The following is a 14077-nucleotide window of genomic DNA, read 5'->3' on the forward strand; positions in this document are numbered from 1 at the left end:
GATGCGGACGGCCCATCGCTCCGACCTCTGCCGGACGGCCCGGCCGTCCCGAGGACGAGGAGGGTGATCGCCGGGCCCGTGGGCCGGGCTGTCAGACGACGGTCATGCGGAGTCCGGGGAAGCCGATCCGGTAGGGATGCCGGAACTCCGCCTCGCCGCCGAGGAGCAGATCCGAGTGGGACTCGACCCCGGCGGCCCTGGCGGTACGCACGATCAGGGAGGCGATCGCGGTGCCCGCCTGCAGGTCTCCGGGGCCGCCGGCGTCGATACGCCACGGGGCCGCTCCGTCGAGGTCGGCGGGGAGGTGTCCGGTCGGCAGGGCCTCCCGCGGGGTCCATCCGAGAGCGGCGGCGTTCGCCCCACTGGCCGCCTCGGGGACGCGGTACTCGGTGTAGTCGACGTAGAGGCGGTCCGTGCAGGTGATGGAGAACAGGAGGGGCCCGCTGTTGTCGTGGGCGAGCCGCCCGTACAGGGGCATGCTCTGGACGATCCCGGTCGCCACCGTCTCCGCGGCGAGCGTCCGAAGGAACCCTCCCAGGCTGAGCTCCAGGTCCTCCCAGGTGCCGTGGCCCTCCCAGCGGGGGTGGTCCAGCGGACGTTCACCTTCGAGGACGCCCACGAAGCCCTCGCCGGCCAGCGCGAACCAGGACTCCCACACCTCGCTGGACTGCAGGACCAGTTCGGGCCCGGCAGCCCCGGCCCGCAGTTCGACGGTCACCTCCCCCTGGCGCCAGCGCAGGAACGGCCTGCCCCAGACGGGATCCATGCGGAAGCCGGCCGGCCCGTGGAATCCCGCGGCTCCGGCGTAGGTCGCCTCCCCGCACACCTGGCGGACGGCGTCCGCGACCCGGCGGAACTCCTCCGCCTGGGGCCGTACCTCCGGTGCCGGCCGGCTCACCGGTACCACCAGCTCCAGGTACGCCTGCGTCGGGGCGTACGTCCGGGCCCGCGCATCGACGGGCACGAGCTCCGCGTCTCCGCCCGGGAGCCCGGTCAGCACCCGGACCCGACCGTCGGGCTCGGCCACCCACGTCCAACCGAGCCGGTCGACCAAGGCCCGCATGTCGCGCTCGCTCCAGCCCGGCCCGACGGAGCCGGCTGTCAACCGGCGGACCACGGACCCGATGTCCTCGCTACTGATCATGGTTTCTTCTTATCAACCGGCCCCGACATCGCCCGCACCGAGGGGGACCGGGAGACGGCCGTGGTCAGAATCCGGTCGGCAGGCGGGGCGTGTAGTGGCTCTCCAGGGCGGCGATCTCGGTCTCGTCGAGGTGCACGGTGAGGGCGTCCGCCGCGTCCTGGAGGTGGCCCGGGTCCGTCACGCCGACGACGGGAGCGGCAACGGTCGGGTTGTGGAGGACCCAGGCGAGGGCGACCTGCGCCATGGACCGCCCGCGCCGCGCCGCGATCCGCTGCACCGCGTCGACGATCGGGCGGTCGACGCCGCCGAAGAAGCGCTGCCCGACGGAATCGTTCGCGGAACGGCCGGTCGCCTGTCCGTGCGGCCGGGCCAGGCGCCCCTTGGCGAGGGGGCACCACGGCAGGCTGGAGACGCCCTGATCGGCGAGCAGGGGGAACATCTCCCGCTCGTCCTCGCGCTGGACGAGGCTGTACTGGTTCTGCATCGACACGAACCGCGTACCGTCCTGCTGCGCCGCGGCGGACTGCATCTTGGCGAACTGCCACGCCCACATGGACGAGGCGCCGATGTACCGGACCTTCCCCGCCGCCACCACCTCGTGGAGGGCCGCCATCGTCTCGTCGACCGGCGTTGCGGGGTCGAACCGGTGGATCTGGTAGAGGTCGATCCAGTCCGTGCCGAGCCGGGTGAGCGATGCGTCCACCTGACGGAGGATCGCCTTCCGCGACAGCCCCGAACCCTCGGGGCCGTCGTGCATCGGGAGTCCCACCTTGGTGGCGAGGACGACGTCCTCGCGCCGGGTGTACGTCCGCACGGCCCGGCCGACGATCTCCTCCGAGGTGCCGCCGGCGTAGACGTTGGCGGTGTCCCACAGGGTGATGCCCAGTTCGACGGCCCGCCGGAACACCGGTGCCGCCGCACGTTCGTCCAGGGCCCAGGGGTTGACCCCCTGCGCCGGGTCCCCGAATCCCATGCAGCCGAGTGCGATCCGGCTGACCTTCAACTCCGTGCCGCCGAGCGGAACGTACTCCATGGCCGTCCTCCTCACGCCGGGTAGGGCGCGGCCTCGCGCGCCGCGCTCAGTGCGCCCGCCCACCAGGCCAGTTGGTCCAGCAGGGTCTTGGCGTACCCGGGCGCCTCGGCGTCGAGCGGGCGGCCGTCCTGCCACGCGGTGAAGTAGTTCGGGAAGGCCAGGCCGTCGCGGATCGTCACCGCGTGCAGTTCGGTCAGCACGTTCTCCAGGTGCAGCACCGCGTGCCGGCCGCCCGCCGCACCGCCGTAGCTGACGAACGCCACGGGCTTGGCCGTCCACTGCGTGAAGTGCCAGTCGATGGCCGCCTTCAACGAGGCGGGGTAGCTGTGGTTGTACTCCGGTGTGACCACGAGGAACGCGTCGGCGCTCTCCAGGGCCGACGTCAGCCGGGCCATGCCCGCCGGACGCGGGTAGCCGTCGCCGGCGAACTTCGGCGGCGCGGCGGGCAGTGCCAGCGGGAGGTCGACATCGGCCAGGTCGACCACGTCCACGTCGAACCCTCCGTGCTCCCTTGCCCGTTCGGCGACCCACGAGGCGACGACCGGGCCGAACCGCCCTTCGCGGACGCTTCCGACGATGATCAGCAGCTTGTGCGTGTTCTCCATGCCCACCACCATCGGCCCGGGCGGCGACCGTAACCAGACCCTGCTCAGACTGGCCCCCGCAGGGCCACGCTGAACACTCCTCGACCGGTCCGGCGGCGCCCTATGCTCCCACCATGGGTACGCCGTTGGGGGACTTCATCCGCACCAAGCGCGACAGCATCCAGCCGGAATCGCTCGGGCTGCCGGACCGCGGCCGCCGCCGCTCACCGGGGCTGCGCCGTCTGGACCTCGCCGCGCGGGCCGGCATCAGCGTCGAGTACCTGACCCGCATCGAACAGGGCCGCGACCGCAATCCCTCGGTGCAGATCGTGAACGCGCTCGCCGACGCGCTCAGCCTCGACCCCTCGGAGCGCAACCACCTGCGGTACCTCTCGAAGATCACGGGCGGTGAGTGCGCCGGCCGCACCCGGCCCGCACCGCCGCCCCGAGAGGTCCGACCGGCCGTACTGGACGTGCTCCGCCTCCTCGAACCGGGGATCGCCGCGGTGACCAACCGGCTGGGCGACGTCCTCGCCCACACCGGCGGCTACCGGTCGGTGATGGATGCGAGCGGACTGCTCGAGACCGACGCCCCCAACCTCACCCGCTACGTCTTCACCGACCCGAGGGCCCGCACGTTCTTCGCCGACTGGGACGACGTCGCGGACGAGCAGGCCTTCGACATCTGGCTCGGGCCGTCCGTCGAGAACTCCGAGTGGCTCACCGCCGAACTCGCCCCCGCCGCCGGCCCCGACTTCACGAAGCGCCTGAACCGCCACAGCGTCCCGCAACGCGGCGTCCTGCGCCTCGCCCACCCGTCCGGGCACGAGCTCCGACTGCTGCGCGAGACGCTCGAACTCACCACGGACGCCCAGCAACTGATCGTCTTCCTGCCCGCGGACGAGGAGACGACCCGGGCACTCGACCTGCTCCGCCACCAAGCCCCCGCCCGGCTCCGCGCCATCTCGTGAAGCGCCGGCCCCCGTCGCCGGTGGCCGTGGCCGGTCCTCCTCAGTAGTGGGAAACGGACCGCTCCGATGCCCCGCGCCGCTACCGAAGGGCTCACGTCAGTCGTGATCGCTTCCCGCGAAGCCCGATGGTCGTTGTCCGACGGTCGCAGCCTTTCCTGATCGGGACAGAGCTGCCCGTCCGCTCCGCCGCCACCGTGACGCCGCGGAGCCCGGCCGACGAAAAATTCCGTGCCGGGTCTGCCCGCGCAGGGGCAGGATCTCCTCATGACGGACATGCGAGCGTTCCGGGATGCGGTCGGCGCCTGGGCGGCGGGCGGCCCCGGCGGGCCGGCGAGCGAGCTGGCCGTGCGGCTGCGCGTACGGACCGCGGTGCTGCTGGAAGGGTTGAGCGATCTTGCGGCCGTCGAGACGCTGGCCGCTCGCTACGGCAGGGACCTGCCCGCCGAAGGGGTGTGCGTCCTACCCATGGGCGGCGCGATGAACGTCGGCCGCTACGCCACCCTCCTCGGGCCGCCCGGACTGGGCCTGCGCCTCGCCGGACTGTGCGACGTGGGCGAGCAGCGCTTCTACGACCGCGCCCTCGAGGGGGTCGGCGCACCGCGCCAAGGGTTCTTCACGTGTGCGACGGACCTGGAGGACGAACTCATCCGCGCGCTCGGCGTGGCACGGGTCGAGGAGATCCTCCGGGCGGAGGGCGACCTCCCGGCCTGGCACACCTTCGTACGCCAGCCCGCACAGCACGGCCGGCCCCCGCACCACCAGATGCGGCGCTTCCTCGGCACGAAGAAGGGCCGCAAGATCCGCTACGGCCACCTCCTGGTCGAAGCCCTCGACCCCGAGAACGTGCCCGCGCCCCTCCACGACCTGCTCGCGCACCTGCAACCCGAGCGCTGACCGACGCCGACAGCAGCGGTCCCCGTACTGGGGCGGTCGGGCCGAGCGGGATCCGCAGCGGATGCCGTCCGGTCAGCGGGTCCCGGCATCGGCCGGCCCGGGGAGGCGGCGCCGCGGCCGGCCGCCGCCGTCGGCGAGGCCGGTCAGGGCGTCGGAGAGCAGGGCGCGGGCCTCCCCCGCCCGGCCCTGTTCGATCAGTGCCGTGCCGAGCTCGGTGAGGGTCTGGGTCATGGTGTCCGGCCAACCCGCGGCTTCGTAGTGGACGAGCGCCTGGCGGTACGCCTTCTCGGCGGCCGCCCAGTCCCGCAGTGCGGCGCGGTCGAGGCCGAGCTCGTGGAAGATGAACGAGACGAGCAGGCTCGGCACGTGCGACTCCCACACCTCCCGCAGCTCCATCGCCCCGGCCAGCGCCAGGCACCGGGTCTCGACGGCCTCTTCCGCCCGTCCGGTGTCGCGCAGGCAGTTGGCCGCGCCCCGGAGGGAGACCAGGCGGCCCACCTGCGCCGGCCGGTTGCCCACCGCGGCGAAGACCCCGGCGGCCTGCTGGTACGCGGTGGCCGCCTCCTCGTACCTCTGCAGGTACCGCAGGCCGGTCGCGCGGTAGGTCAGTGCCCACGCCTCCTGCTCGGCGTCGCCGATCCGACGGGCCAGCTCCCGGGCGTCGTGGGCCAGTTCGATCCCGCGCCGGTACCGGTGCAGGCACATGACGGACGTCCAGGCCAGGTAGTTCAGGTGGACGGTCTCGGCACGGACGTCGCCGCACGCTCGGGCGGCGTCCACCGAGAGCTGGAAGACCTCGCCCCAGGTGTCCCAGCGCATGAGCCGGTCGGAGAACCAGTGCATCGCCTCGGCCGTGTCGATCACCTGTCGGTGCCGGCCGGCGGCCAGTGCGCGGCGGAGCGCGGCGAGCCATTCGGCGTGCTCCTCCTCCAGCCAGCGTGCGGCGTCCGCGAGGGTCCTGGGGGCGCCGACCGGGTCCGGGTCGCCGGAGCGGTCGTCGATGTCGTGGTCCGGGTCGAAGCGCAGGCCGCAGGCGGCCGCGCGGCGCAGCAGCCGGTCGTCCGCCCGGTCGCGGTCGGCGGCGAGTGCCGACCGGTCCTCGTCGACGGTGAGGCGTTCGCCCGCGTAGAGGCGGACCAGGTCGTGCATGAGGTAGCGGTCGGCCGTCGCGGCGTGGAGCAGTCCGGCGTCGGTGAGTCGTTCGAGGTGGCGGTCGGTCTGCGCGGTCGGCAGGCCTGCGTACACGCCGACGGTGTCGGGGGTGAAGTCCTGGCCCGCGGTCAGGGCACAGCGGCGCAGGACGAGCCGGGTGGTGTCGGGCAGTCGGTGGTAGGAGAGGGTGAAGGCGGCGCGTACGCCCAGGTCTCCTGCCTCCAGGAGGTCCAGGCGGTGTTCTTCGTCGGCGAGTTGGCGCACGAGGCGGTCGATCGGCAGCTGCGGGCGGGCGGCCAGGCGCTGTCCGGCGATGCGGAGGGCGAGCGGCAGGTGGCCGCAGAGGCGGGCGAGTTCGGCGGTGGCCGTCGGTTCGGCGGCGGTTCGCCGGTGGCCGGCGATGCGGCCGAGCAGGGTGGCGGCTTCGGTGGGGGTGAGTGCGGCCAGGCCGAGGCGGTGCACCGACTCGAGGCCGGGCAGGGTGTGTCGGCTGGTGACGATGGTGAGGGTGGGGCCGGACCCGGGCAGCAGCGGTCGGACCTGTGTCTCGTCGGCGGCGTCGTCCAGGATGAGGACGAGTCGTTTTTCCCGTACCAGTGCGCGGTAGAGGCCGGCGCGTTCTTCGGTGCCGGCGGGGACGGCTGCGTCGGCGATGCCGAGGGCGCGCAGGATCTGGGCGAGGGCGTCGCGCGGGCTGAGGGGTGTGGGTGCCATGCCGCCGAGGTGGAGGGAGAGTTGTCCGTCCGGGAAGTGGGGGGTGAGGCGGTGGGCGGCGTGCAGGGCGAAGGCGGTTTTGCCGAGGCCGGGCTGGCCGTTGATCAGGACGATGCGGGGGTGGGCCGGTGTCTCGTCCCGGGCGAGGTCCTGCAGTTGGGCGAGGGCTTCTTCGCGGGCGGTGAAGTCGGCGATGTCCCGTGGCAGGGAGAGTGCGCAGGGCGTGGGGCCGGCGGGTCGGGCGGGCGCGGCCGCGGCGGTGTCGGCGGCGGGGTTGCCGTGGTCGGCCCGGGCCGGGTCGGTGGCGGCCGGTGTGCGGCGGGGGCGGCCCGCGGCGGCGGCCTGTTCGAGTGCGGCGGCCTGCCGGGGGGTGAGCCGGAGGGCGGAGGCCAGGGCCTGGACGGTGCGCCGTTGCGGGCCGCGGGTCCGGCCGCGTTCCATGTCGCCCAGTGCGCGCAGGCTGACGCCGGCGGCTCGGGCCAGGTCGTCCTGGGTCAGGCCTGCCCGGAGGCGGAACTCTGCCAGTAGCCGGCGGAACTCCCCGCTCTCGTCGGCGGTTTCGCCCGTGGCTCCTGCATCGCCCATGCCGCCCCCTGTCACGCATTGTGCCGATGATCTCACCGGTCGGTGTCAGGCAGAAGTATGCACGCCTCGGAGCGGGCGTTGTACCGGCGGGTAGGTCGCGGCCCGGCCCGGCCGACGGACGGGCCGGGCCGGGGCAGGTCGGGGCGGGACTTCGAGGGGCGGGGCCCCGGGGCGGCAAGGGCCGTTGTGCGGAACTGCCCATGGTTCTGCCTGTACCGGTTCCGGCGCCGCCCGCTCACCGGCCGGGCCCGCAGGATTCCTCGGACGGTCGACGGACGGTCGCGGTGGCCTCGGCGGCCCGCCGTGCCGCCTCGGCTTCGGCGGTGCGGCCGAGGGCGTGGAGGAGGTCGGCGATCAGCAGGTGGGAGCGGGACCGGGTGCGCGGGTCGCCGCCGACGCGGCTGAGGGCGAGTGCCAGACGGGCGGAGTCGAGGGCGGCGCCGGGGCGGCCGAGTGCCTCCAGGGCACGGGCGCGGCTGTGGGCGGCGGAGATCTGCTCGGCCGGGCCCTGGGTGGTGGCGAGCAGGTGGAGGGCCTCGTCCGCGTGGGCGAGGGCCTGCCCGGGTGCTCCGGTGGCGATCAGGGCGTCGGCGAGGTGGGCCAGCGAGCGGGCGAGCAGGCGGTGGTCGGCCCGTGCACGGGCGTCGGCGGCGACGCCCGCCAGTATCGGGACCGCGTGCTCGGCCAGGCCCGATCCCTGCAGGGCGACGGCCACCCGAGTCCGGCAGCGGGCGCTCAGCACCGGGTCCGCGGCCCGGCCGGCTGCCGCGAGGGCCTGGTCCAGGTGCTCGGCGGCGGCGCGGGGCTCGCCCCGGGCGGCGTGGGCCGCGGCGAGGTCGGTGGCCAGACGGGCGACGGCCGCCGGATCGGCGGAGGTGCGGGCGGCCCGCAGGCCGGCCTCGGCGACGGCCCGCCGCTGCGGACCGCCGGGTTCGACGGTCTCGTGGAGGAGGCCTGCCCGGTGGGCGAGTTGCCAGGCCGCGGCGGTGCGGCCGTGGTGCACCGCGCTCAGCACCAGGGCGTGCACCGTGCCCGCCTCCCGGCGGAACCAGGCGGCGGCCCGGGCGGGTTCGGCGACGTCGTGCGGGCCGGGCGCGGGGGTCGGCGGGGCGGTGGGGTGCCCGCCGGGTGGTGCTCCGGCCGGGGCCGGGCCACCGGGCCGCCCGGAGGCCGACGGGGTGTCGGCCGGCGGCCCGTCCTCGATGCCCAGGGCGGTGCAGGCGGCCGCGGTCGCCGTGAGGTAGTGGTCGGTCATCCGCTCCACGGCCGCGCGTTGCCGGCCGTGGGTGAGGTCGGCGGCCAGGCGGGCGCTGTGCAGCCGGACGAGGCCGCGCCGGGTGTAGCGCCCGGGCCCGTCCTCCTCCACCAGGTGGACGGCCTCGAGCCGGGCGAGTTCGGCGCGGACGGCTGCCGGGGAGGTGTCCGTGAGCACCGCGGCCGTCGGTACGTCGATCGCCGTTCCGGGGTGCAGGCCGAGCAGCGCGAACGTCTGCGCCGCGGCGGGCGGCAGGGCGCGCAGGCTCAGGTCGAGGGCGGCGGTGACGCCGAGCGGGACGCTTCCGGTCCCGGAGAGCGCGGCGAGCCGGAGCTGCTCGTCGGCGAGCTCCGCCGCCAGGTCGTGCAGTGCCCGGCCCGGGCGGCCCGCCAGCCGGGCGGCGGCCGTGCGCAGGGCGAGCGGCAGGTGGTCGCAGTGGGCGGCGAGTGCGGTGGCGGCTTCGGGCTCCGCGTCGACCGGTTCGGGTTCCCAGGCCCGGGCGAGGAGTTCCCGGGCGTCGGCGGGGGTCAGCCCGTCCAACGGGATCGGCAGCGACCCGTCGCGGTCGGACAGCTCGCGCAGGCGGTCGCGGCTGGTGACGACGGTGACGGACGCTGCGGCGGGCGCGCCTCGGGGACGTGCCGGGTGCTCGGGCCCGGGGCCGGGCAGCAGCGGGGCGACCTGCTCGGCGGAGTGCGCGTTGTCCAGCACGATCAGGATCCGGCGGTCGGCCAGCAGTTCGCGGTAGCGCCGGGTGCGGCGGTCGAGTGGGGCCGACGGGGGCGTGTCGGCGTCCAGGGCGGTCAGGAAGGACGTCAGGACTTCGGCCGGGTCGCGCGGTTCGGCCCGGTCGAAGCCGCGGAGGTCCGCGTACAGCACGCCGTCGGGGAAGCGGTCGGCGGCCCGGCGGGCCCAGTGCTGGACGAGGGCGGTCTTCCCGACTCCGGCGGGCCCGGTGACCAGCACCGGGCCGCCCGCCCGCCCGGCGACCGCCTCGTCCAGTCGGACGAGATCGGCCGCACGGCCGACGAACCTCCGGTCGCCGCGCGGCAGTTGCGCGGGGACCGGGCGCATCCGCGGCACAGCCCCCGCGGGTCCGGTGGAGGGCCGTACGGCAGGGCCGGCTCCCCCGGCCGGGGCCCGGCGGGGCGGAGCAAGCGCCTCGTCCCGGCGTCCGGCCTGCTCCAGGCAGGTGAGCAGTCGGGCGGCGAGCCGCTGGTGCGAGGGGTGGGCGGAGACGGCTTCGGTGAGCTCCGCGACGAGTTCGCCGCCGCGTCCGCCGCGGCAGAGCACGTCGGCGAGTCGTTCCAGGGCGCGCAGCCGCAGGTCGGTGAGGCCCGGGGCGGCCTGCTCGCGGAGCAGGGCGGAGCCGCAGTCGGCGAGTGCCGGGCCGCGCCACAGGTCGAGGGCCGAGCGCAGCAGGGGGAGCGCCGGGTCTGCGGGGGCGTCCGGGGGGCCCTCGGCGGCCGGGCAGGCGGGCAGCAGCACACCGGCCCGGTCGCAGAGGCGTTCGAAGTGCGCGGCGTCCACCTGCTCCGGGTCTCCGGCAAGCACGTACCCGGTGCCGCGGGTGGCCAGGTGGAGGCGGTCGTCGAGGAGCCGCCGCAGTGCGGTGACGTGGCCCTGGAGTGCGGCCCGGGCGGTGGGCGGCGGGCTGCCCTCCCAGACGAGTTCGATCAACTCGTCCGCGGGCACCACGCGGTGGAGGCGGACGGCGAGTGCGGCGAGCAGGGCGCGGCGCTTGGGGGCGGACGGCGTGGCGGTGGTGCCGTCGTCGTACCGCACGGTGAACGTCCCCAGCAGGTCGATCCGCATCCGGCCCCCTCGCGCGCGGCCCGGCAGGCGGGCCGCCGGTCGTGGCGTCCGAGGATAGGGGCCGGGGTGTCGGCGGTGGGCGGGCGGGGCGTACGGTTCGGCCGGTGGGCCGCCCGCCGCGGGTGGAGGGGGCCGGCTGCGCGCCGGGCTCCGTGACGTGGTTGTGGGGGGACGTGTGGGGATTCGGCTTCTCGGGCCGGTGGAGCTGCGGACCGGCTCCGGCGGGTTCGTCTCGCCGTCGGGGCCTCAGCGACGCGCGGTGCTGGCGCTGTTGGCGTTGCGGCTGGGGCGGGTCGTCGCGGTGGACGCGTTCTGCGGGCTGCTCTGGGGCGAGCGGTCTCCGGCCACCGCCCGGGCGGCACTGCAGGGGCATGTCGCGGCGCTGCGCAAGCTGCTCGGCGGTACCCCGTTCGCCCTGCACACCCGGGCCCCGGGCTATGTCCTTTCCGGGCCGGCCGACGGGGTGGACGCGCTGCGTTTTGAATCCCTGACGGCTGCGGCCGCCGAGTGCGCCGGGCACGACGACCGCGACGGGGACGTCCGGGCGATCGGCCTGCTGGAGGAGGCACTCGGGTTGTGGGCGGGCGCCGCGCTGGCGGATCTGCCCGACACCGGGATGCGCCACGACCTGGCGGCCGGCCTGGACGGGGCCCGCGTCTCGGCCCAGCTGGCCTGGGCCGGGCTGCGCCTGCGCCGGGGCACCGGCGCGGCGGCGGTGCCGGTCCTGGAGCAGTGCGTGCGGGCGGAGGGGGTGCGCGAGGAGGCCGTGGCACTGCTGATGCGCTGTCTGCACCAGGCCGGACGCCCGGCGGACGCGTCGGCGGCCTACCACCGTGCCCGCGGGCTGCTCGCCCTCGAACTGGGTGTGGCCCCGGGGCCGGACTTGCGGGCGGCACTCGCGGAGGTGTCGGCCGGCGGGGCGCCGACGGACGGGGCCGGTGCCCCGGGCCGGTCTGCTGCGGGCCGATCCGCTGCGGGCCGGCCGGCCCCGGGCTCGGCCGGCCCTCCGGTGCCGTGCATGCTTCCCCCTCGGCCGACCGGATTCGTCGGACGGAAGGACGAGCGGGCCCGGCTGGAGCGCGAGTGCGGCCCGGACGGCGACGGCGGGCCGGCGCTGGTGGTCGGCCCGGCCGGGGTCGGGAAGAGCGTCATGGTCGTGCACTGGGCCCACGGCGCGGCCGAACGTTTTACCGGCGGCCGGCTCTTCGCCGACATGCGCGGCTTCGATCCGGCGGGCGAGGCCGATCCGGCCGACGTGCTCGGCCGGTTCCTGCTCGCCCTGGGGGTGCCGCAGGCCGCCGTACCCGCGGACCGGGAAGGCCGTGCCGCCCTCTACCGGGCCCGCACCGCCGACCGGCGGCTGCTGGTGGTGCTCGACAACGCCCGCAGCGCCGACCGCGTCCTCGACCTGCTGCCCGCGGGCCCCGACTGCACCACCGTGGTCACCAGCCGCAGCACCCTGGAAGAGCTGGTGGTGTCGGAGGGCGCCGTCCTGCTGCGGGTGGAGGCTCTGACGGAGGACGAGGCACTGCGCCTGCTCGAAACCGTGCTGGCCCCCGCGCGGGTGCGCGCCGAGGGCGACGCGGCAAGGCGGCTGGTCCGGCTCTGTGACGGCCTGCCGCTGGCGCTGCGGATCGCCGCCGACCGACTGGCCGCGGAGCCGGACCGGACGATCGCCGGGCTGGCCGACGAGTTGGCCGACGAGCACACCCGGCTCACCGCCCTGGACGGCGACGGGGCGGGCGGTGTCCGCGCCGCGCTGGTGCTGACGTACCGCCACCTGTCCGCCGGGGCCGGCAGGCTGCTCGCCGGGCTCGGCGTCCACCCGGGCCGCGAGGTGGACACCCCGGCTGCCGCGGCACTGCTCGGCAGCGACCTCGGCACCGCCCGCGTCGCGCTGGGTGAACTGGCCGCCCACCACCTGCTCGCCGAGAGCGCACCCGGGCGCTACCGCCGGGACGACCTGGTCCGGCTGTTCGGCGCCGACCTGCCGGCCGGAGATCCGACGGGGTTCGGCCGGTTCTGCCGAGGACGGCTCCTGGACCACTACGCGGAAGCGGCCCGGCACTTCGGCGAGCAGCTGGAGCCCGGCCTGCCCGGCCAGGACGGCCGCGCCCGGCCGCCGGCCGCACTGCCGTCCGCCCCCGACACCCGTGCCGCACTCGCCTGGTTCCGTACCGAGGAGCCGACGATTCGCGCGCTCGTTGCCGTCGCCGCCGATGCCGACCCGGAACGGGCCCGGCGGTTGGCCGTGCTGGCGAGCCCTCTCTACCGCGGCTCCGACCGGCTCACCGAGTGGCTGGACTGCCTGCGGGCCGGCGAGGGCGCCGCCGAGGCGTGCGGGGACAGGGTGGCGCTCGCCCTGCTGCGCTGCGACCTCGGCGAGGTACTGCTCGGGCTGGAGCGCGAGCGGGAGGCGCTCCTGGCCGCCCGGCAGGCCGTTGCGGGCACCGCTCCCGCCGACGGGGCCGTCCACGGCCGCGCCCTGGCCGCGCTCGCGCTGGCCACCGCCCCGACGGGGGACCCGGACGGCGCCCGCCGGACGGCTGCTGCCGCCGTTGCCGCGGCCGCCGCCTGCGGCGATACCCGGCACCTCGCCCATGTCCTGGGCACCGCCGCCGCGGTCGCCCTGACGACAGGGCATCCGGAGGAGGCGCTGCGCCGGGCACGCGAGGTCGAGGCGCTGCTGCCCGGTCACCCCACCGCCACCGTCCGCGTGCGGTCGATGCGCACGGAGGCGGATGCCCTGCAGGCCCTCGGCCGGCACGAGGCGGGCGAACTGGCCCGGCACCGGCTGCTGGCCGCCTGCGAGGAGGCGGGGTTCTCCGTCCCTCCGCACCGCCGGTAGCTTTCGCCCGGCCGCACATCCCTCAGCGGACTGCTACCAGTCCTGTAGTGGCCGCTGGCCCAGGGGTCGGGCGGGTATCGGATACTGGCCGGATGGACAGCACCTCTATCCGGGACTCCTACGACGCCGTCGCGGACGTGTACGCGCAGGGCTTCACCGCCGATCTGGCCTCCAAGCCGTTGGACCGTGCCATGCTGACGGCCCTTGCCGAGCAGGTCCCGCACGAGGGCCTCGTTGCCGACGCGGGATGCGGTCCGGCCCAGGTGGCGTGCTTCCTGGCCGATCTGGGAGTTCCCGTTCTGGGGCTGGACGTGTCGCCGGGCATGGTGGAAGTGGCCCGGGCGCGTCGGCCCGGGCTGGATGTGCGGGTCGGATCGATGCTCGACCTTCCACTCGGTGACGGGGAGTTGGCCGGTGTCGTGGCGTTCTACTCGCTGATCCATCTCCAGGTCGAGGAACGGCCGCTGGCCTATGCGGAGTTCGCCCGGGTGCTGCGGCCGGGAGGGCTTCTCCTTGCCGCGTTCCATGCGGGCCAGGAGGTCCGTCGTCTGGACTCCTGGCTCGACCGTCCGGTGTCACTCGACTTTTTCGCCCTGCGACCCGACGAGGTGAGCGCGGGTCTTGCTGCCGCCGGACTTGCGGTGGAAGCAACGCTGATGCGAGGACCCTATCCGGGTGAAGCGGACACGGAGCGCGCGTACCTACTGGCCCGCAGGCTGGGGTGACCTGGTGATGCGGGGATTGGCGGCCGGTCGCCGTCAAGGATGAGTCGGGGCCAAGCCGTGTCGGGGTGCACATACGCTTCTGCAAGTGACTTCACGACCGGAGCGCCCAGGTGCTCCTGATCTGGGTGCACCTTCAGGCCGATCGCGGCATCGAAGTTGTCAGGGGTGATGTTCGCCAAGCGGAGCATGGTCTTCGTGCGGGAACCATAAGCCAGTGGATCAAGCGGGTTTCGGCGATCGCTGCGACGGTGACCGTGCCGTGGAAGACGGGGGGAGCTTGCCGAACCTCGTGGCGACGGTCCGGACGGCCCGGAGCCGGTCGATCGTGCGCTTGGCTTCGTTGCAGCGCCGGTAAGC

9 protein-coding genes and 1 pseudogene are annotated in these 14077 nt (G+C 75.3%); 4 read left to right on the forward strand and 6 right to left on the reverse strand.

The window, feature by feature from the left end:
- Positions 1-91: 91 nt before the first annotated feature.
- The 3 genes from ACQ614_RS02110 to ACQ614_RS02120 all read right to left on the reverse strand — a co-directional run bounded on the left by ACQ614_RS02110 (position 92) and on the right by ACQ614_RS02120 (position 2782).
- Positions 92-1144, reverse strand: coding sequence for a DUF6301 family protein (locus tag ACQ614_RS02110; protein WP_431676417.1), 1053 nt, complete (start codon positions 1142-1144; stop codon positions 92-94).
- 64 nt (positions 1145-1208) lie between these two features.
- Entirely contained in the window at positions 1209-2177 is a 969-nt protein-coding gene (locus ACQ614_RS02115; protein WP_431676418.1) for an aldo/keto reductase, read from the reverse strand.
- An 11-nt stretch (positions 2178-2188) separates the two neighbouring features.
- Complete coding sequence (locus ACQ614_RS02120; protein WP_431676419.1) at positions 2189-2782, reverse strand: NADPH-dependent FMN reductase; 594 nt, start codon at positions 2780-2782, stop codon at positions 2189-2191.
- A gap of 113 nt (positions 2783-2895) precedes the next feature.
- On the opposite strand from ACQ614_RS02120, the gene ACQ614_RS02125 reads away from it, so the two are divergent.
- Positions 2896-3732, forward strand: a complete 837-nt coding sequence (locus ACQ614_RS02125; protein WP_431676420.1) for a helix-turn-helix domain-containing protein — start codon at positions 2896-2898, stop codon at positions 3730-3732.
- 264 nt (positions 3733-3996) lie between these two features.
- Positions 3997-4626: a TOPRIM nucleotidyl transferase/hydrolase domain-containing protein gene (locus ACQ614_RS02130; protein WP_431676421.1), complete on the forward strand. Its 630-nt coding sequence runs from the start codon at positions 3997-3999 to the stop codon at positions 4624-4626.
- 72 nt (positions 4627-4698) lie between these two features.
- Here the strand turns inward: ACQ614_RS02130 and ACQ614_RS02135 are convergent, their stop codons facing one another.
- Complete coding sequence (locus tag ACQ614_RS02135) at positions 4699-7077, reverse strand: ATP-binding protein (RefSeq protein ID WP_431676422.1); 2379 nt, start codon at positions 7075-7077, stop codon at positions 4699-4701.
- Positions 7078-7312: 235 nt separating this feature from the next.
- Positions 7313-10147 carry a BTAD domain-containing putative transcriptional regulator gene (locus tag ACQ614_RS02140; protein ID WP_431676423.1) on the reverse strand — a complete coding sequence of 945 codons (2835 nt, stop codon included), beginning with the start codon at positions 10145-10147 and terminating at the stop codon, positions 7313-7315.
- Between the two features lie 175 nt (positions 10148-10322).
- Here ACQ614_RS02140 and ACQ614_RS02145 point away from each other — a divergent pair, with 175 nt between their 5' ends.
- Together ACQ614_RS02145 and ACQ614_RS02150 are read left to right on the forward strand one after the other, a co-directional pair.
- Positions 10323-12995: an AfsR/SARP family transcriptional regulator gene (locus ACQ614_RS02145; protein WP_431676424.1), complete on the forward strand. Its 2673-nt coding sequence runs from the start codon at positions 10323-10325 to the stop codon at positions 12993-12995.
- A 92-nt stretch (positions 12996-13087) separates the two neighbouring features.
- The gene (locus tag ACQ614_RS02150) at positions 13088-13720 is read left to right on the forward strand and encodes a class I SAM-dependent methyltransferase (RefSeq protein WP_431676425.1); all 633 of its coding nucleotides are present in this window, start codon (positions 13088-13090) and stop codon (positions 13718-13720) included.
- Between the two features lie 23 nt (positions 13721-13743).
- Here ACQ614_RS02150 and ACQ614_RS02155 read toward each other — a convergent pair.
- A pseudogene (locus ACQ614_RS02155) lies at positions 13744-13908 on the reverse strand (GNAT family N-acetyltransferase); the annotation flags it as partial.
- Between the last annotated feature and the right edge of the window lie 169 nt (positions 13909-14077).

Source organism: Kitasatospora dryopteridis (assembly GCF_050749075.1).
Classification (GTDB): domain Bacteria; phylum Actinomycetota; class Actinomycetes; order Streptomycetales; family Streptomycetaceae; genus Kitasatospora.

Excerpts from the sequence above, each read along its gene's own strand:
- ACQ614_RS02115 (WP_431676418.1), bottom strand. The coding sequence starts at position 2,177 with ATGGAGTACGTTCCGCTCGGCGGCACGGAGTTGAAGGTCAGCCGGATC.
- ACQ614_RS02135 (WP_431676422.1), bottom strand. The coding sequence starts at position 7,077 with ATGGGCGATGCAGGAGCCACGGGCGAAACCGCCGACGAGAGCGGGGAG.
- ACQ614_RS02150 (WP_431676425.1), top strand. The coding sequence starts at position 13,088 with ATGGACAGCACCTCTATCCGGGACTCCTACGACGCCGTCGCGGACGTG.
- ACQ614_RS02140 (WP_431676423.1), bottom strand. The coding sequence starts at position 10,147 with ATGCGGATCGACCTGCTGGGGACGTTCACCGTGCGGTACGACGACGGC.
- ACQ614_RS02110 (WP_431676417.1), bottom strand. The coding sequence starts at position 1,144 with ATGATCAGTAGCGAGGACATCGGGTCCGTGGTCCGCCGGTTGACAGCC.
- ACQ614_RS02130 (WP_431676421.1), top strand. The coding sequence starts at position 3,997 with ATGACGGACATGCGAGCGTTCCGGGATGCGGTCGGCGCCTGGGCGGCG.
- ACQ614_RS02125 (WP_431676420.1), top strand. The coding sequence starts at position 2,896 with ATGGGTACGCCGTTGGGGGACTTCATCCGCACCAAGCGCGACAGCATC.
- ACQ614_RS02120 (WP_431676419.1), bottom strand. The coding sequence starts at position 2,782 with ATGGAGAACACGCACAAGCTGCTGATCATCGTCGGAAGCGTCCGCGAA.